This is a genomic window from uncultured Stenotrophomonas sp., assembly GCF_963519125.1.
Taxonomy (GTDB): domain Bacteria; phylum Pseudomonadota; class Gammaproteobacteria; order Xanthomonadales; family Xanthomonadaceae; genus Stenotrophomonas.
Map to the genome: position 1 here is coordinate 29924 of NZ_CAUQLJ010000003.1, position 16268 is coordinate 46191.

Consider the following 16268-nt stretch of genomic DNA (forward strand, 5'->3'; position numbering starts at 1 on the left):
TTGCTTGGAGCCGTAAGGCCCCCAACCCGAACAAACAGCAGGGAAAGGGCCAAGCCACCTACGGCTGCCCTACCCTGCGTTCCGTCGCGACTGCTTACCTGCATATCCATTGCGGTATCCCTTCGAGTGCGTGGCGGGGACGCTACTTTACTTTGAGTCGTTTTGAACGCGGGCTCAAGTGATCCAGGTGGAACGTATGTCACGGACCACCCATTCTCCCTTGATATTGGTCAGGTGGATTTCCCAGCCTGCGCCGCACCTGTAGCTGCAGGTGCGGCCGAGCTTGACCACAGCCGAAGTCAATGACGGGTACGTCGGAAGACTGAGCGTGATCACACCAGTGGCATCTGGATATGCGGCATAGAAGTTTCCCCAACCGCCTACGAGCGTGGTGTTCTTTCTGCCGTGATAGGGCCTGCTGAAGAGGTCCTTAAGCTTGCGCGAGTCAACAATCTCAACCCTGGCGCAGGCAAGTTCGTCCGGGAAGTTCTCGAAGCTCCGACTGCTGCGACTCTGGTTCTCATCACTAGGCTTCGAATCCAATACGACCGGGCTACCTGCTTCACATGATCTCTTCAGCACAGCGCGAAGAACGGCAATGTCGTTTGCTTGTTCGAACGCCGCCGGCGCCTGGAATGCGGATGGCGGATCAACGACTTCGGGTGGCACCTGAATCGGCCTGGTCTGTTGGCCCATGATCGTCAGGAGGAGCATGCCTGCAACGAGAATGGCCGATATCGCGACAATGCGACGCCAGCGCAGGTCAATGGAACTGAATATCATCTGTCGTTTCATGGATAGCCCGCGCCCGGCGCAAGGCCCGGGGGTAACGCCAGGGGCCTGCGGGCGCTTCTAACGTCCACTCTTGAATTCCCAATCGCTGGCACTGAAAGGATTGATAACCAGAACCGTAGCGTCCGGCTGCAGGTGCGCACCGTGCGCTTCGGCGATCCGGCCTCGCACGGTCACCACCCCTTCAACGACGCATAGATATCGCTTATCTTCCGATTCACAGAGTGCCTTCCGCGCTGCCTTGAAGTCATCGACCGAGGGTTCGCGCTCTGGCACTCGGAACCCAATGTCCAGCGCGCCATGGCAGAAACCAGGATCCGTCAAATACTCAAAGTGCATTGAATCAGTCGCGTAGCTTGCGGTGACAGTCACCACCTTGCCCAGATAGAGATCTGGACGTTCGCGAATGGCGCAGACCGAGACGCTTTCTTGAAGATCCTGGGCCTGAGCGCTGCCGATTTGTGCGACTGCCAAGAGGATGAAGAGCACAAGAATCTCCACACGGGCACTGACGGAGAGGCAAGGACCCCGGTTCATAGCGGCCATATTACCTACTAAAATATCCTGGGAAACAATGGTACAAATCCACAGAGCTTTGCACGTAGCAGATTTTAGCTCCGCATAAGCGATGCTACCCTTACTGCTCTCGAACCTGCGTCTTAATGCCCCGCCAAAGCGTTGATCTCCGCGCACTCAACCACCGCCGGGGGCCGCGCTTGCCCCGCCAGTGCGATCATAGCCCGGCCGATGGTCTCGTTGCTCGTCACCATCGAGGGCGCCAGGTGCTCAGCCATCTTCATCAGCGGCCCACCTAGGAGGTAGAGCGGCTTCAATGCGCCGTGGCGGGTTCCGGTATGTTCGACCGGCCTTACCCCGCCCGGTCGGAGCATCACGGTGCGTATGGGCAGTGCGCCAAGTGCCTGCTCGGTTTCACCCTTGATCCGCAGCGGCATGACCCGGCTGGTCGGGTCCGCATAGGCACCCGACACGTAAAGGAAGCAGCCCGCTGGGTTTGCCTCGGCCCAGGCTCGCGCGACTGCGAGGGTGACCTCCAGCGTGACGTGCCGGTACTCCGCCTCGGGGGTGCCGACCGGGGGCGCACCTGCGCAGTAGAAGCAAGCATCGAAGCCTGAAAGGCGGTTGGCAATCATGGCGGCCTGCATGAAGTCGGAGAGGACGATTTCGTCCTTGCCCGGGCCGGCATTGCCCGGTTTGCGGACCAGTGCCGCCATCCGGTCGACCGCAGTAGACGCCTCGCAGGCACGTACCACGCCCTGCCCCACCAGCCCGGTTGCACCGGTCAACAGAACTTTCATGATCGAATCCTCCGCCGTATTGCTAAATTGCGACCGAAACTATCGCCCGCATCGAGTGATGGGGTTGTGGGTGCCTCTATGGCCCTAAGCGCGCGGAAATGCCGGTGCCCAGGTGCATTATCCTTCCCTGCTCAATGCCCCGGCGTCGGGTGTCATCGCGCGCAGGATCGCCGCGACCCGGCGGTCCAACGCTTCGCGTTCGGCATCGGTTCCCAACCGTCTACGAGTGGCCTGCTCATAAGTGCCCTCATAACACCAGCCCTGCAGCAGGCACAGCCTGGTGGCAGGCGGGCTTTCTGGTCCGCATTCAAAGCCCATCCGGCAGGCCGCGACCTGCCAAGCGCGCCCGGCCAGTTCGCCCTCGGCCAAAGGCGTGTAGGGCTCGGCGACTTGCATGCCGATGAACTCACCCATGGCATCACCCAAGGCAAACATCGCCGCAGGATCGTGGGACGCCAGCACCTCTTCAAGCAGCGCAGTCGCCTGCTCCTCACTCAGTGGTGGCTGAGGATTGAAGACGGTCTCCATGACCCGTGCAGGCAGGTCGCCGCCCTGTGCAGCCTGCGCATACAGCAGGCGCATATCTTCCCAGTCGATCTGTGCCCCGCCCTCCACGGCAGCGCACTCCTGCAGAACGTGCTGCAGCAGGTACCCCAGCACGGTTGCCTTTTCTTCGGTCGCCGCGCTCTGGATGCCTCGCTGGATCCGCTCCTTGTACTGTTCGACGTTTCGATTGACGTACATGCATCTGTCGTAGGCCTGTGCCAGCAGGCGCTGGGAAGCTGGGTCGCCCGCGTCAGCGCGCTGCTTCAGTGCCAGGAACCATGCGCGCTGGGGGATGGCCGTGGTGAAGTCAGCCGTTTGAGGGGTACCGGCGGAAATTGGCGGTGCGTGCTTGTGGGCCGATGCCTTCGTTTGCGCGGAATGGGTGGGAACTGAGGAGGGCTTCCATGTCAGCCACGCGACCAGGGCAAGGGATGCTGCCGCCAGTGTCAGGAGGATGCGCTTTGCTGCCATGAACCCAGGTTCGTCTGTTGATCGTCCCTCATCTTAGCGTGTCATACGGGATGCCTTGACGGCAGCCGGGGCGTCGCTATCGGCGCCCGGCTTGTTGCCTCTCTCACCCAACCGGCCCCAGCCTCCAACTACCCCCGGTCTTCTCAAATCTGACCATCGCCTTGGACAGCGCCTCCGGCGACGGGTCAGCCGCCAGGACAAACAGCTCGCGCCCTATACCCAGGTACATCCGCGTTCCAGGCTCAATGCCCAGTCCACGCATCCACAGCCCCCTCGCCTTCAGGCACGGAATGGTTGGGCAGCCGGGGTACGTCTCGAGCCCGTCATGATGAAGCGCATTGATCATTACGCTCTTTGGCGCGCGCCAGAAGCCCCTGAGACGCGCGCGTTGGTCGGGGGTCAAGTTGGTCCAGTCGTCGTGCATGATGGTTCTCCTCTGTGTTCTCCCTCGCCGGGATGGCGAGGGAGTCGGGAGGTTCAGAACCGTGAAGCGAATCAAAACGGTGCGACGTGTTTCCACGAGGGTGTTGTATTCCGCCGCCCTCCCGACACAAGCCATGCAATGTACGAAATTCGCTTCGGGTTCTGACACCCAGGACACACCATGCGACCGGCGTGAGAGTACTGGAAATTGGATTCCTCAATCACCGGAGGCGCACGTCGGCGCAGCTGCAAAAAGCATGTCGCGAAAGGATCAGTTCGCAGAGATTCGTGTGCTGGCGCGCATTTACCAAAGCACTGGGTCGCAGTTCCGGCTGGCGCGGGCGCGCGGAGCGCTCTCTACGACTTCGCTTCGAAGCTGTCGCTACTGACACATGCCGCGCAAACGGCCCCGAATTTCACTGCTTGGCCTGGCATAGCATTTCGCTAGCTATCGCTACGTACTCGGAAAGAGGTCTCATGCCCATCGCTGCCCTTCGCGACTCAACTTGAGCGGGATCTTCAATTTCGCCTGGAGCCCACGCAGTGCCGGAGCATCCCCCTTGCGTTCCAAACCGCTGAGGAACGTGCGTTCGGTCCCAGAGATAGGCAAATTGCTCTGGGTTCACTTCCTTTGTCTCAACCAGTGGCTGCATCAACTCCAAGGCCCGGCGCTGAAACTGCGGATCTCGATCAGCATGAAGGGCCAGTAATGCCGCAGCATCGGCCGCCTTTCTTCCGACCGCAGAGATGCGCGGCCAGCCCATCGACTTCATGATTTCATTGAGCCGTTGGGTGTTCTGTGCGTCAACTCTGAGTACTTCATCCACGTCAACCTTTTGTGCGCTTCTTACCTCTTGGTCCCTCAACTCCATCGCCACTAATTCCTCAGCAATTCGATCTTCATCGAAAGGTGCGGCCTGGGCAACTGCGCATCCGCTGGAAGACAAAATGCAGAGAATAAGTGGCACATACCTGATCACCTGTCCCAGCACGAAGCTCTCCTTGCTATCTTATCGATCGATTAATCGGCTCGGTGATTAAACGTATTATTGGAGAGGGCGCCCGAGGAGCTCAGGTGGGATCCTCCCGTTCAGTCGCCCCCTACTCTGCCCTGCACCGCTGCCAACCGCCAGAAGGTGAGGAGACCTGTTCCCACCCATTCGGCAGCTTGCGCATCGCCTAGCCACCCACACATGCGCGCCCTGACTTTGCCGCCGCATCACTACCCAGTGCCGGCAGACGAATCACGTCGTCAGATGGTCCGGGCCGCCCGGCCCGACGGGCTTCACCCTGAAGCGTGCTCGCCTCCAGCTGGTCGCAATATGTCTTTACCCTCGGATCCGGGTGATTGGGCCACCGATATTGCTCGCAGTTGAAGGGCGTGGTGGTCGTGGACATCGAGTTGTACGCCGCCTTGGGCGCGGCGGGGATCGGCTTTGGGGAAGGGCCAGTGGCGGTGTGAATCTGTGCGACGGCAGTCGACGAGACCAATAAACACAATGCGAGTAATGCCAAGCGTACGTCCATGTAGCCTCCCGGTTTCCTTTCGCCGATTCTGCACGTATCCGGGTGTGCCGGACAAGGGTTTGATAACCTCTTTCGACGCTCTCGTGGTGAGGGAAACCGGGACGCCACGTGAAGAAAACCTCGTCGTTCAAGCCTTTGACTTCACGGTCTTTAAGCGTCGCTGGCGCGAATCTATCGGCTCACCCTGCAGAGGAACGATAGATGGCAATCAAAACCCTTGAAGAGCTGTTCGTCCACGAGCTTTCCGACATTTACAGTGCCGAGAAGCAGCTGACCAAAGCCCTACCCCGTCTGGCCCGGGCAGCGGAGAACCCGGATCTTGCGGCTGCGTTTGAGACCCACCTTGAAGAGACGCAGGGGCAGATCGAGCGTATCGACCAGGTCGTGGAAGTGCTGGGCATCAAGCTCAAGCGCATCAAGTGCGCCGCCATGGAAGGGCTGGTCGAGGAAGGCAAGGAAGTCATCGAGTCGGTTGAAGAAGGTCCCGTGCGCGACGCCGCGCTGATCGGTGGCGCCCAGAAGGTGGAGCACTACGAGATCGCCTCGTATGGCACCATCGCGGCGCTTGCCAAGCAGCTCGGTTACAAGGACGCGCTGCCGCTCCTTCTTGAAACGTTGGAGGAGGAGAAGGCAACCGATGAGAAGCTGACCCTTCTGGCCAAATCGGGTGGAAACGCCAAGGCAGCCCAGGCGGCGTGAGCTTGAACCTCGGGGAGCGGCACCTGGTGCCGCTCCTTCACCGGCTTTCCCCGTGGCCAGGGCTAACGTTGGGTCGCTTGCTTGATTCTGGGCGATATGGGTATGTGGAAACGTAACGGCTTATCGATCGTGCTACTCCTCCTGCTTCTCTGCTTCCTGAGCGGGCAGATCTGGACCGGCTTCCTGGCGCACAATCAGCAACTCGCTGAACTGCACCGTGCGCCTTTGGACCTGTGGCACTACCTGCATAGCGGGCACTTCGTCAGCGCCACCTTCGAGAACTGGGAAAGCGAGTTCCTGCAGATGGGCATGTATGTGCTGCTGACTGTCAGCCTGCGTCAGAAGGGGTCGGCTGAATCGCGCCCATTGGACGAAGCCCAGGAAGAGGAACGCATCGAGGCTGGGCCCACGCCCTGGGCCGTTCGCAAAGGGGGGTTCTGGAAAACCCTGTACGGGCATTCCCTGGCCATCGCCTTCGGCGCCCTGTTCCTCATGAGCTTTTCCTTGCACCTGGCAGGCAGCTGGCGCGCCGAGGTAGATGAGAAGCTGGCGCTTGGCCAGCCCACCCCGACCTGGTGGGAGCACCTTTGGAGCAGCAGTTTCTGGTTTGAGTCGTTCCAGAACTGGCAGAGCGAATTCCTGGCTGTGCTGTCACTGGTCATCCTGACCATTTTCCTGCGTCAGAAGGACTCGCCCCAGTCGAAAGCACTGGCCGCCCCGCACAGCCAGACGGGCGATTGAGAGGTCGTAAGTTCCATGAGCCACTCCACCCCTGCGCTTCTGATCATCGACATGTTCACCCTGTTCGACTTTCCGGAAGCTGACCAGGTCAAACCCAAGGCGTTGCAGGCCGCCGGCAAAATAGCAGTGCTCGCGCGGCGCTTCCGGGAACGCGGCAACCCGGTCATCTACGCGAACGACAACTTCGCCAACTGGCAGATGGACTTCAAGGAACTGGTGAGTGTCTGTCTGGCCACCGAAGGCGAGTCCTCAGCGATCGCCCAGATCCTGCAGCCGCAGCCCGGCGACTATTTCGTCCTCAAGCCCAAGCACTCTGCCTTCCTCGCCACCCCGCTTTCCGTGCTCCTTGCCAAACTCGGGGTGAGGGAGCTCGTTGTTGCAGGAATGACTGCCGAGTCCTGCATCACCGCTACCTGTTTCGACAGCAATGCGAGGGAGTACGAAACAATCGTGGTGCAGGAGGCGGTGGCCGGCATTGGCTCCACGCGCACCACCGCATTGCGACTTCTGCATGACTCGAAGGCGGCACGTGTCGTCAAGCTGGCGACCTATCTACGCCGCTGAAGAACCCGCGCCGACATACGGGGCGCAATCGTTACTTGCTGGGCGTGCCCGTGGAGGTGGCGTTCTGCTTGCGGTTGGAAGACTCCATACCATCGCTCTCGGCCCCGTGAGCGTGCGCGCCCGTCCCGTCCTGGATCTGGACCACCCTCCCCGTCTGCCAGGCATCTGCTCCAGGATCTATGGCCGGGGCGGGGATATCGGCGCGGCGCGCCCGCTTGTCTTCGCTGCTGACGCCCAGCCGGGCATCGCGGGCGGCCAGCATCTCGGGGTCGGCTTGCCCGTCCGCGGTGAAACCCATCATCAGCTGCGGCATTCCTCGGGGAAGATCCTTGTCGAGATCCGTGTGCCACGTGTGCCACGTCTTTCCGTATGTGTTGACAAGCTTTTCCATGAGCTCATGCTCGGCCAGCTCGGGAATTCCCGGCGCGACCAGCTGCCCGGATTTCACCTCGTGGACGTGGCTATGCCAGAGCGCCTTCTCCTGCTCAGGCAGGCCAGAGAACAGCTTCTCGCTGATGATGTATTCCACACCCATCAGCTTGGCGTCTTTCACGTTTCCATCGTAGATGGTGCACTGGATGACATCCTCGTTGAGGATGGAGCAGTAGTGGTGCGCCTCCATCTGGACTTTGAGTCGACCGTTGTAGAAATGAAAACCATCCAAATACGCGTTGACAGCATCGATGGGTGGGTGGCTTTGGAGCAACGCCGCGCCTGTCTCCAGGGCCTTCGTCTTGGCTGTTTCCTCAGCCCCGGGAGCCTGCACGCTGGATTCGGTGTTTCCGCCTCCGCAGGCGGTCAAGGCAATCGCTGCGGCTGCGGATAGGATGGTCCGACGCATCGTGCTTCAGGCCCAGATGGGTTTCAGGGCGGACGAGGGCGCCCGAACGGCGGCAGGCGCATAGGCCATGTGGCCAGCAGCCGCGATCAAGTCCAGCAGACAAGGGGCAACGGGGCCACCCGCCTTCGGAATTCCGTTGAAGTGGACCCATGCACCCTCTACTTCCACGCGCGTTCCGGCAAGCTCCGGTGACTCGCTCAACAGTGCCTGCAGGTTCTGGATCCATGTCTCGCAGGGGATGGCGTCCAGCTGGACTGCAGTGGTGGCATCGCCCACGTAAAGGTCTGCCGTTTCAATTCGGATCACTCGGGGCGTGGCGGCTCGAAACTGTGGGTATGCACTCATAACATGGTCCAGGGGAATACTAGCTGGGAATATCCACTTTTCCGGGAGCACGCCGCGTCATCGTGGCGTAGATGGTGTGTCAAACATCCGGCCACGCACGGGCACGTGCCAGGAGGCTACACACCGCCGTGCCTGCGTACTCTTTAGGGTTCTCGTTGGAGCCACCCCTGGCCCTCACGCAGGAACCACGATGAACAGTGATTGCGACATCGCCGCCAGCGGCAGGCCCTAGTCATGGGCATGAGCGGTTGTCACCTGCTGTATCTGCTCTGGCTTGCGGCAGGAGCAATGGACTTCCGGCTGCACAGGGCCAGCAACATCGAGGCCACGTCTGGGCTGAGAGAGTCCAGGCTGCATCTGGTCCAAATCGGCATCCTTGGGCTGGCAACAGTTCTGTGGCTCTGCTTTCGGGCATCGCCCTCGCTGTTGGCGGTCCTGCTGGCACTGGTGTCCCTGCATGCGATCACAGGCTACTGGGACACGCGGGTGGCCTATCCGACGAGAGCGATCCGCCCTGTGGAGCAGCACGTTCACAGCATCCTGGACCTGGCCCCCTGGATTGCGGTAGGCGTGGTCTATTGGTCCATGCCAGACAACCAAGGTGGGGCTGCTCTGACGTTTGAGCCAGCCCCACTGGACATATGGCTGTTTGCTATCGCGCCCGCGCTGATACTAACGGTGCTGCCCGCGCTTGTTGAGTTCCGACGCTGTCTCTCCTACCGCGGAGCCTGAGCGCACAACCAACTGCGTCACGGGATGAGAATCACCTTGCGGCAATCCTCCTCCTTGCGGTCGAAGAGTTCGTAGCCGCGAACGGCTTCTTCGAGGGGCAGACGGTGGGTGATGATCACGCCCGGGTCGAGCGCGCCCTCCCCGATGTAGTCCAGCAGCTCGGGCATCAGCCCCTGCACGTGGGTCTGACCCATCTTGAAGGTCAGGCCCTTGTCGAATGCATCGCCCAGCAGGAAGGCATGCAGGTAGCCGGCATACACACCCGGAATGCTCACCGTGCCGCAGCGGCGGGTGGCGGCGATGCACTGGCGGATCGCCACCCCGCTGCTGCCTTCCACCTTGAGCGTGGTCAATGCCGATTCAAGCGCGCTGCCTTCGGCTTCAAAGCCGACCGCTTCGATGGAGGCATCCACGCCGCGCCCGTTGGTCTGGGTGACGATGTACTGCGCTGGATCTTCGATCTGACTGAAATCAACTGGCGTCACGCCGTAAGTCTGCGCGGCGAACGCCAGCCGGTATGCGAGATGGTCGACCATGAAGATGGTCTCGGCACCCAGAAGGCGACAGCATGCGGCAGCCATCAGGCCTACCGGGCCGGCGCCGAAGATGGCCACGGTCGACCGCGGTTTGACGCCCGCATTGATCGCGGCCTGGTAGCCGGTGGGCAGGATGTCGGACAGGAACAGGACCTGTTCGTCGGGCAGCGCGTCCGGCACGCGGAGCGGGCCTACGTTGGCCTTCGGGACACGCACGTATTCAGCCTGGCCGCCTGATACCCCGCCGTATAGATGGCTGTAGCCGAACAGTGCGGCCGGTGGACGAATGCCCTTCTGGTTTACTGCTGCCCCCTTGCCGGTATTTGTGGTCTCACACGCCGCATGTTCAGCCAGCTTGCAGTGGAAGCACTCACCGCAGGCGATGACGAACGGTACAACCACACGGTCACCCGCCCTAAGGTCCGTCACGCCGCTGCCTACCTCCTCCACGATCCCCATGAACTCGTGACCGAGCACGTCGCCGGTGTGGAGGTCAGGGATCTTGCCGCGATAGAGGTGCAGGTCCGAGCCGCATATGGCGGTTGCCGTAACGCGAAGGATCAGATCATCTGGCGCGGCCAACGTCGGGTCCGGAACGGTGTCCACCCGAACGTCTTTGCTGCCGTGGTAGGTCAACGCGCGCATTGCGGCTCCTTTTGCGTGATAAGTGCAACCACTGATACCGCTCACTGCGTTCCGGGTCGGTGACCGATGTGTAGTGGGGATGTGGATGCCACCCAGACGCTGTGATCATGGTCGCAGGTTCAGCATGCAATGGACGCTTAGCCCCCTCCCCTTTCGCGCCAGGAGAACCTGATGGCCTTGATACATTCGATTTTGATGGGAGCCGTTGCCGGGATGCGCGCGATGACTCCCTTGGCCGCCGTGACGAATGCCGCGCGGAGCGGAAACCTTCCAGCCGATAATGGTGCGCCGCGCTTGTTGTCGAACAACCTCGCCTCGGCAGGCATGCTTGCCTTGGCTGGCGGTGAGCTCATCGGCGACAAGATGAAGACAGCGCCGGATCGGATCGTTCCGGCGGGCATGGTGGCGCGGGTTGCCACGGGGATGATTGCCGGCGCGGCTCTCGCGCCCCATCGGCAGAGGAAACTGGGCGCCCTTCTGGGCGCTGGCGCAGCGGTGGGAATGGCTTACGTGACGTTCAATCTGCGCATGCGCGCAATTGCCCGGTACGGCCAGACGAGTACTGGTGCCGTGGAAGATGCCATCGCCGTAGGGAGCGCTGCACTGATCACACAGGCGGCAAGGGGCGCCAAGCGAAGAGCGCGCCGCTGACTGAAATCGTTGGTTAGCCCGACGGCACGGCGACGACGGAACCGCCGAGTACCCGCCAGCCGGCGTCCGTCTTCGTCCAGAACCGGCAGTACCTGAAGCGGCCAGAGAAGGCCGCGCCGTCGAAAGTCCCAGAGAGTTGGGCTGCCACTGCCGTTACAGCACTGTGGCCTTGCACGGTGATCTTTACGGATTCCCACTCGGCCAATGTCAGCCTCTGCCGACCGGAACGATGAAGCGCCAGATCGTCCTGTTTGTGGAAGACCTCGCCAGATGGCCCCACAAAGATCAGGTCATCTGCGATCAGGGAGTCCAGTGCCTCCAAATCGCTGGTGAGCATCGCCAGGCGCAGTGCTTCTTCGTGCTGACGGATCTCAGTTTCCATTCGAACCTCCTGTAGTTGGATGGCTCACTGCTGCGCTGCTTCCGGTGCAAGTGTATGGATCACCTTGCCCTGCGCGTCCAGAAACTCGATGGCCCCGTAGCCTTCCGGCGTCACCGTGAGGCGCAGCCTGGTGCGATCCTGGTGGTCATTGAGCGCGATTGCGGGCGTGCCGTCGGCCCCTACCACCATCTGGATGCGGGTTGGCGTCTGCACGCCAGGGATCAGACGGTTGTCCAATCGGGGTTCGCGAATCAGCGGCGGTGCCTGGTTGATCGAGAAGCGAACCTCGCCGTCCGGCGATACCCGCCAGCCAATGGCATCCATTGCAGGGTGGTCAAGCGCGAGCACCGCCATTCCGCCGTCCCCGTCCGCCGTACCGAAGCCGCCGCGCTCACTGCCTTTGTCGTCGTACAGCACCATCCCCGCGACATTGAATGCACGCTTGTACTGAATGCCGTCGATGATGGGCGCAGGCGTCTGGCCGGACAGGGTCATTCGAATAACCCCTTTCTCATCCACGATGTCGATTCGGCGTGCGGTGATGCGCTCGTTGTCCGGCGTCTGCACCCGCGTCTGCGGTGACTGGCTGACGATCACTTTTTGCAACTGCTCGACCGTGGGTCGCTTGGGGCTTGCCTGTTCCTCCGCGCGTGCGTTCGTGCACAGGGAGGACGCGGCGATGACGATGATGATGCAGTTCAGAGACTTCATAGTGCTCCTTCCGGCCACTGCAACCACGCGCCCGGTTCCAGAATCTGCAAAGCGACATCCCGCTCGCGTGCGGCCTGGCGAACCTTGCCAAGCGGATTGTCCACTTCGACATACTTGTCCATTCCGCTGACGCCGTAATGAATCGGCACCAGTACCCGAGCGCCGAGGATAACCGCAGCGGCCACCGCCTGCTCGGGGGTGAGCACGCCGGGCTGTCCGCTTATCGGCTCGCGCCAGCCGAAGCGGGCGCCATTGATGGGTAGAAACGCAGCGTCGAAGGGCCCGTACTGACGGCCGATGCGCCACCAGTGACCATGCCATTGGGTGTCGCCTCCATGGAAGACGCGCCGCCCACCTGCTGTCACCACCCACGAGACCTGGGTGTCGCCGTACCCGTCCGAGGCCGGTACCGGTGTGGCGGTGAAGTCCCCGAGTAGCTGCGGCTCCCATAGCGGGCTGGGGCGGGCACGTGCGCCCTCGGGCCACGGCGAAGGCTGCAGGCCTGCGGGGTACGCCAGTACACCACCGTTCCTGAGGGCTGCCGCCACTGCGGTTGCGTCAAAGTGGTCGGAATGGGTGTGGGTGACCAGTACGTGGCTCTCCCCCACTGGATCGTCGACCGGCACCAAGCGATCAGGTAGCGCCCTGCCCCAAGCTTCAGGGTTGGTCAGGGGATCGATGAACAGCGTGCTGTCGGGCAACTGCAGCCGCACTCCCGCCCATGCCAGTCGCTGGGCCCGAAGGGTGCGGACGGACGCGGCTGTGGCGATCATGCCGTAGGGCATCAATGCCGCCGCAGCTGCGCCAGCGCAGCCTGCCAGAAACCGCCTGCGATGATGGAGGTCGCTCATGCGACGCGGTCCCGGGCATCCAGTGCTGCATCGAGGGCGAAAATGGATTGCGTGACGATCACCTCCAGGTTGCGCCCATGCCACTCGCGCTCGAAGGCGGTGGGCACGATTCCCGGGGCGATGCAGTCTTCCAACCGGATGGCTGCAATCTGCTCTGCCCATTGCGTAGCGGCGGCCCTCAAGCGGATGTCCACCACGATGTGCTGCACGCGGCTCAGGTAGTGCAGTGCGTTATCCAGTACGACAGCGTCGAAGACGCCCATGTGGCCGCCGACCACCCTGCCCCGCCCGAACTGCTGGATGCGGCCGATGGCGGCCCGCTGCAGTGCCGGATCAGCCCGCGAGAGATAGACGATATTGCCCACGATGTTGTCGCCTGCGCAGACCAGGTCGGCGGTTGGCACATCCACACTGACGTGGTCCATCGTCTTGCCTGGGTTGTACAGGAAGCGCAGCTGGTGCCGACCCCAGCGAAGCGCCATGTTGTCGAACACCATGTCCGGCTCCCGGTAGAGCGACGCTACAGGACGGTTCTGGGAGAGGAAGGCCTGCCGGTGATGGCGGTGCGCCAGAGTCAGGGCCTCGGGAAACAGCGACATGCCGGCAATGTGGTCGCTCATGAAGTGGGTGGCGGCCACCAGTTGCACCGTCTTTCCCATCTGCCCGCAGAGCACCTCCCTTAGTTCGGCAGCATCGTCCTGGCTGCCCAGGGCATCGACCAGCAGTACCCGCTTTCCATCGATGAAGGCGGTGGCGACCGATTCCACGGCATCGCCGACGAACATCACAACGTCTGGCGCAAGTTCCTGGATTCGCATGGGGATATCCCGATGAAGGTGGGGCATCGTCGCTACCCCCACGTGCGCCGGCAAACGAGTTGTTTTGCGCATGGCATTAGAAAACTAACGCGATACGATGCGGCAGACCCTGCTCCGCGAGGCGCCCGTGAAAGCCCGCCCGTCCGCCCCACTCAATGCGCTGCGCACCTTTGAAGCGGCGGCACGCCACCTGAGCTTCAATGCGGCAGCCAGCGAGCTGTTCGTGACGCCGGCAGCCGTCAGCCATCAGGTCAAGCATCTGGAGGCCTACCTCGGGGTCAGCCTGTTTCAGCGCAACCATCGATCTGTGGCGCTCACCCCGGAGGGCGCGGCATTGGCCACCTCCGTGGGCGAGCTTCTCGGGCAGCTGGACCGGGCGCTGGATCGCGCCCGAACGCGCGCGCCGACCGAGCTGCGGGTGACCACCATGGAATCATTCGCTGCCAAATGGCTGGTCCCCCGGCTACACCGGTTCCACCAGGCATTCCCCGATGTACGGGTACGCATTGATACCAGTGACGAACGCGCGGACTTCCACCGTGACGGCTTCGATGTCGGCATTCGCTATGGGCCCGGTAACTACGTTGGCGTATGTGCCGAAGTGTTGATGCAGGCGCCTGTCTTTCCCGTGTGCTCGCCCACACTGGTGAGCGACAGTCAGCATCGCTTGCAGCATCCTGACGACCTGCGCCACTACACGCTGCTGCACGATGAGGGCGCGAGCGGCCGCGCCGGGGTTCCTGCGTGGTCTGACTGGTTGGCCGCAGCGGGTGCCAGGAAGGTAAACGCAGCCTCGGGGCCCGTCTTCGCGAGCATCTATCTTGCCCAGGAGGCAGCAGCTTCAGGCCACGGTGTAGCGCTGGGCCTGGCTCCGCTGGTCGAAGAGGACCTTCGTCAAGGTCGGCTGGTGAGGCCACTGGACCAGGAACTTAGGAATGCGTACGCGTTCTGGTTGATCCAACGTGAAACCGCGCAGCCGCGTGCTGATATCGAGGCATTTTGCCAGTGGCTGCGGGATGAGCAGTGCCGGCCGTTGGTGGCGATCCAGTAGAAGTACGTATTTACAGGAACGCTCAATGCTTCGCTAAATAAGGCGACTTTGTCGAGGCGCGCCAGACAATGGAACTCAACTACGTTCGGCAAACGACGACCGGAAGCGCTGGCCGCATGGCGCCAGCGAGATCCCTCGCCCAGGCCCTTCGCTGCGGGAGTGCACTGCTGGGCTCTGCCCTCGCGCTCTTTCTCAATGTGGCGGCGGCCGCAGGCGCGAAACCTACCCAGCCGGGCACTGACGGCGCTCACCCGACGATGGCAGCTCCCGCTGAGCTGCGCCGGCTGGCTAAAGAGGCCTATATCTACGGCTTCCCGATGGTCGACAGTTATCGGGTCCAGTACTCCTATTTTGTCGACCCGGGCAATCCGGAGTACAAAGGCCGCTGGAATGAGATCCACAACATTGCGCGCGTCTATACCCCACAGGACAAAGCGATCCAGACACCCAACTCGGATACGCCTTACAGCTTCCTTGGCGTGGACCTGCGCAGCGAACCGCTTGTGATCAGTGTCCCTGCGGTGCCTGAGACGCGGTACTACTCGCTTCAATTCATCGACATGTACACCCACAACTTCGCGTACGTGGGGAGTCGTGCAACGGGGTCGAAAGCGGGTCATTACCTGCTCGCAGGTCCTGGCTGGACAGGCAAGGCGCCACCCGGGATCAATAAGGTGATTCGGTCCGAGACGGAGCTTGCCTTTGTCATTTTCCGCACGCAACTGTTCGGGAGTGATGACATTGACGAGGTCAAGCGGATCCAGGAGCAGTTCAAGGTGCAGACGCTGTCGGAATTCGCGGGTACCAAAGCGCCTCCGCGCGCTCCCCCGATCAAGTTCATGGCGCCGCTGTCGGCAGACGCGCAGAAGACCTCCCCTGAGTTCTTCCGGTTGCTCAACTTTGTTCTTCAGTTCACGCCCATCCACCCATCTGAGAAGGCGTTGATGGAGCGCTTCGCCAAGCTCGGCGTTGGCCCAGGAGGGTCGTTTGATGCTGCCTCGCTCTCTCCGGAGCAGCGGGACGCGATCGAGGCCGGCATGGCCGATGCGTGGCGCGAATTTGCCCAGTACAAAGCCGAGCAGGTCGACACCGTAAAGCTGAGCAGCGCAGATGGGTTCGGCACCCGGGAGTTCCTGCAAAATGACTACATGAAGCGCATGAGCGCGGCGGTGCTCGGCATCTACGGAAATTCCAAAGACGAAGCGGTCTATCCAAGTTACTTTGTGGACTCGGAGCGAAAACCGCTGGACGGAGCGAATCGCTATACGCTTCGCTTTGCGCCAGATGAATTGCCACCCGTGCATGCGTTCTGGTCACTCACGATGTACGAGTTGCCGGCAAGCCTGTTGACCGAGAACTCCCTGCAGCGCTATCTGATCAATTCCCAGATGGTCCCCGACCTTGTGCGCGACCCTGATGGTGGCGTCACCCTCTACGTGCAGAACGAGTCCCCGGGCAAGGAACGCGAAGCGAACTGGTTGCCGGCGCCCAAGGGGCCGTTCTTCATGATTCTGCGCGAGTACTGGCCCAAGGTCGAAGCAAACAATGGTACGTGGAAAGCTCCTGAGGCAGTCCGGGAAGCGCGATAGGATGGCGGCAGCCGGGCATTGGACTTCAGTCTCACGG

General features: G+C 61.8%; 19 protein-coding genes. 7 read left to right on the top strand and 12 right to left on the bottom strand.

Features of this window, described 5'->3' with window-relative positions; all coding sequences use genetic code 11:
- Positions 1–174 precede the first annotated feature (174 nt).
- The 6 genes from RYM47_RS02980 to RYM47_RS03005 form a co-directional block, all read right to left on the bottom strand.
- Complete coding sequence (locus RYM47_RS02980) at positions 175–795, bottom strand: hypothetical protein (protein WP_315385980.1); 621 nt, start codon at positions 793–795, stop codon at positions 175–177.
- Between the two features lie 57 nt (positions 796–852).
- Positions 853–1281, bottom strand: a complete 429-nt coding sequence (locus tag RYM47_RS02985; RefSeq protein ID WP_315385982.1) for a hypothetical protein — start codon at positions 1279–1281, stop codon at positions 853–855.
- A 170-nt stretch (positions 1282–1451) separates the two neighbouring features.
- Entirely contained in the window at positions 1452–2108 is a 657-nt protein-coding gene (locus RYM47_RS02990; protein ID WP_315385983.1) for an NAD-dependent epimerase/dehydratase family protein, read from the bottom strand.
- A 117-nt stretch (positions 2109–2225) separates the two neighbouring features.
- Positions 2226–3125, bottom strand: a complete 900-nt coding sequence (locus RYM47_RS02995) for a hypothetical protein (RefSeq protein ID WP_315385984.1) — start codon at positions 3123–3125, stop codon at positions 2226–2228.
- A 103-nt stretch (positions 3126–3228) separates the two neighbouring features.
- Positions 3229–3549: a hypothetical protein gene (locus tag RYM47_RS03000; RefSeq protein WP_315385985.1), complete on the bottom strand. Its 321-nt coding sequence runs from the start codon at positions 3547–3549 to the stop codon at positions 3229–3231.
- Between the two features lie 415 nt (positions 3550–3964).
- Positions 3965–4540, bottom strand: coding sequence for a DUF6624 domain-containing protein (locus RYM47_RS03005; protein WP_315385986.1), 576 nt, complete (start codon positions 4538–4540; stop codon positions 3965–3967).
- A 736-nt stretch (positions 4541–5276) separates the two neighbouring features.
- Between RYM47_RS03005 and RYM47_RS03010 the strand changes: the two genes are divergently transcribed.
- From RYM47_RS03010 to RYM47_RS03020, 3 genes are all read left to right on the top strand, one after another.
- Positions 5277–5774, top strand: a complete 498-nt coding sequence (locus RYM47_RS03010) for a DUF892 family protein (RefSeq protein WP_315385987.1) — start codon at positions 5277–5279, stop codon at positions 5772–5774.
- 102 nt (positions 5775–5876) lie between these two features.
- Positions 5877–6515, top strand: a complete 639-nt coding sequence (locus tag RYM47_RS03015) for a DUF6766 family protein (protein WP_315386276.1) — start codon at positions 5877–5879, stop codon at positions 6513–6515.
- Between the two features lie 15 nt (positions 6516–6530).
- On the top strand, positions 6531–7079 hold the full coding sequence (locus RYM47_RS03020; protein WP_315385989.1) for an isochorismatase family cysteine hydrolase: 549 nt from the start codon (positions 6531–6533) through the stop codon (positions 7077–7079).
- Positions 7080–7110: 31 nt separating this feature from the next.
- On the opposite strand, the gene RYM47_RS03025 is transcribed toward RYM47_RS03020, so the two are convergent.
- Complete coding sequence (locus tag RYM47_RS03025; RefSeq protein ID WP_315385990.1) at positions 7111–7920, bottom strand: OBAP family protein; 810 nt, start codon at positions 7918–7920, stop codon at positions 7111–7113.
- Positions 7921–8466: 546 nt separating this feature from the next.
- Here RYM47_RS03025 and RYM47_RS03030 point away from each other — a divergent pair.
- Entirely contained in the window at positions 8467–8997 is a 531-nt protein-coding gene (locus RYM47_RS03030) for a hypothetical protein (RefSeq protein ID WP_315385991.1), read from the top strand.
- Positions 8998–9014: 17 nt separating this feature from the next.
- On the opposite strand, the gene RYM47_RS03035 is transcribed toward RYM47_RS03030, so the two are convergent.
- The gene (locus tag RYM47_RS03035; RefSeq protein ID WP_315385993.1) at positions 9015–10178 is read right to left on the bottom strand and encodes a zinc-dependent alcohol dehydrogenase; all 1164 of its coding nucleotides are present in this window, start codon (positions 10176–10178) and stop codon (positions 9015–9017) included.
- Between the two features lie 171 nt (positions 10179–10349).
- Between RYM47_RS03035 and RYM47_RS03040 the strand changes: the two genes are divergently transcribed.
- Positions 10350–10829, top strand: a complete 480-nt coding sequence (locus RYM47_RS03040) for a DUF4126 family protein (RefSeq protein WP_315385995.1) — start codon at positions 10350–10352, stop codon at positions 10827–10829.
- Positions 10830–10842: 13 nt separating this feature from the next.
- On the opposite strand, the gene RYM47_RS03045 is transcribed toward RYM47_RS03040, so the two are convergent.
- The 4 genes from RYM47_RS03045 to RYM47_RS03060 are packed head-to-tail and all read right to left on the bottom strand — an operon-like array spanning position 10843 to position 13591.
- Positions 10843–11211 carry a nuclear transport factor 2 family protein gene (locus tag RYM47_RS03045; RefSeq protein WP_315385997.1) on the bottom strand — a complete coding sequence of 123 codons (369 nt, stop codon included), beginning with the start codon at positions 11209–11211 and terminating at the stop codon, positions 10843–10845.
- Between the two features lie 24 nt (positions 11212–11235).
- A complete protein-coding gene (locus tag RYM47_RS03050; RefSeq protein ID WP_315385999.1) occupies positions 11236–11922 on the bottom strand; it encodes a hypothetical protein in 687 nt (228 codons plus the stop codon).
- Positions 11919–12773, bottom strand: a complete 855-nt coding sequence (locus RYM47_RS03055; protein WP_315386001.1) for an MBL fold metallo-hydrolase — start codon at positions 12771–12773, stop codon at positions 11919–11921. Before RYM47_RS03055 ends, RYM47_RS03050 begins: the two co-directional genes overlap by 4 nt.
- Complete coding sequence (locus RYM47_RS03060; protein ID WP_315386002.1) at positions 12770–13591, bottom strand: MBL fold metallo-hydrolase; 822 nt, start codon at positions 13589–13591, stop codon at positions 12770–12772. The genes RYM47_RS03055 and RYM47_RS03060 overlap by 4 nt, the downstream gene beginning before the upstream one ends.
- 97 nt (positions 13592–13688) lie before the next feature.
- On the opposite strand from RYM47_RS03060, the gene gcvA reads away from it, so the two are divergent.
- Both gcvA and RYM47_RS03070 read left to right on the top strand, forming a co-directional pair.
- Positions 13689–14642 carry a transcriptional regulator GcvA gene (gene gcvA, locus RYM47_RS03065; protein ID WP_315386003.1) on the top strand — a complete coding sequence of 318 codons (954 nt, stop codon included), beginning with the start codon at positions 13689–13691 and terminating at the stop codon, positions 14640–14642.
- A gap of 68 nt (positions 14643–14710) precedes the next feature.
- Complete coding sequence (locus tag RYM47_RS03070) at positions 14711–16231, top strand: DUF1254 domain-containing protein (RefSeq protein WP_315386004.1); 1521 nt, start codon at positions 14711–14713, stop codon at positions 16229–16231.
- Positions 16232–16268: the final 37 nt, after the last annotated feature.

Excerpts from the sequence above, each read along its gene's own strand:
- RYM47_RS02980 (WP_315385980.1), bottom strand. The coding sequence starts at position 795 with ATGAAACGACAGATGATATTCAGTTCCATTGACCTGCGCTGGCGTCGC.
- RYM47_RS02990 (WP_315385983.1), bottom strand. The coding sequence starts at position 2,108 with ATGAAAGTTCTGTTGACCGGTGCAACCGGGCTGGTGGGGCAGGGCGTG.
- RYM47_RS02995 (WP_315385984.1), bottom strand. The coding sequence starts at position 3,125 with ATGGCAGCAAAGCGCATCCTCCTGACACTGGCGGCAGCATCCCTTGCC.
- RYM47_RS03000 (WP_315385985.1), bottom strand. The coding sequence starts at position 3,549 with ATGCACGACGACTGGACCAACTTGACCCCCGACCAACGCGCGCGTCTC.
- RYM47_RS03010 (WP_315385987.1), top strand. The coding sequence starts at position 5,277 with ATGGCAATCAAAACCCTTGAAGAGCTGTTCGTCCACGAGCTTTCCGAC.
- RYM47_RS03015 (WP_315386276.1), top strand. The coding sequence starts at position 5,877 with ATGTGGAAACGTAACGGCTTATCGATCGTGCTACTCCTCCTGCTTCTC.
- RYM47_RS03020 (WP_315385989.1), top strand. The coding sequence starts at position 6,531 with ATGAGCCACTCCACCCCTGCGCTTCTGATCATCGACATGTTCACCCTG.
- RYM47_RS03025 (WP_315385990.1), bottom strand. The coding sequence starts at position 7,920 with ATGCGTCGGACCATCCTATCCGCAGCCGCAGCGATTGCCTTGACCGCC.
- RYM47_RS03035 (WP_315385993.1), bottom strand. The coding sequence starts at position 10,178 with ATGCGCGCGTTGACCTACCACGGCAGCAAAGACGTTCGGGTGGACACC.
- RYM47_RS03040 (WP_315385995.1), top strand. The coding sequence starts at position 10,350 with ATGGCCTTGATACATTCGATTTTGATGGGAGCCGTTGCCGGGATGCGC.
- RYM47_RS03045 (WP_315385997.1), bottom strand. The coding sequence starts at position 11,211 with ATGGAAACTGAGATCCGTCAGCACGAAGAAGCACTGCGCCTGGCGATG.
- RYM47_RS03050 (WP_315385999.1), bottom strand. The coding sequence starts at position 11,922 with ATGAAGTCTCTGAACTGCATCATCATCGTCATCGCCGCGTCCTCCCTG.
- RYM47_RS03055 (WP_315386001.1), bottom strand. The coding sequence starts at position 12,773 with ATGAGCGACCTCCATCATCGCAGGCGGTTTCTGGCAGGCTGCGCTGGC.
- RYM47_RS03060 (WP_315386002.1), bottom strand. The coding sequence starts at position 13,591 with ATGCGAATCCAGGAACTTGCGCCAGACGTTGTGATGTTCGTCGGCGAT.
- gcvA (WP_315386003.1), top strand. The coding sequence starts at position 13,689 with ATGCGGCAGACCCTGCTCCGCGAGGCGCCCGTGAAAGCCCGCCCGTCC.
- RYM47_RS03070 (WP_315386004.1), top strand. The coding sequence starts at position 14,711 with ATGGAACTCAACTACGTTCGGCAAACGACGACCGGAAGCGCTGGCCGC.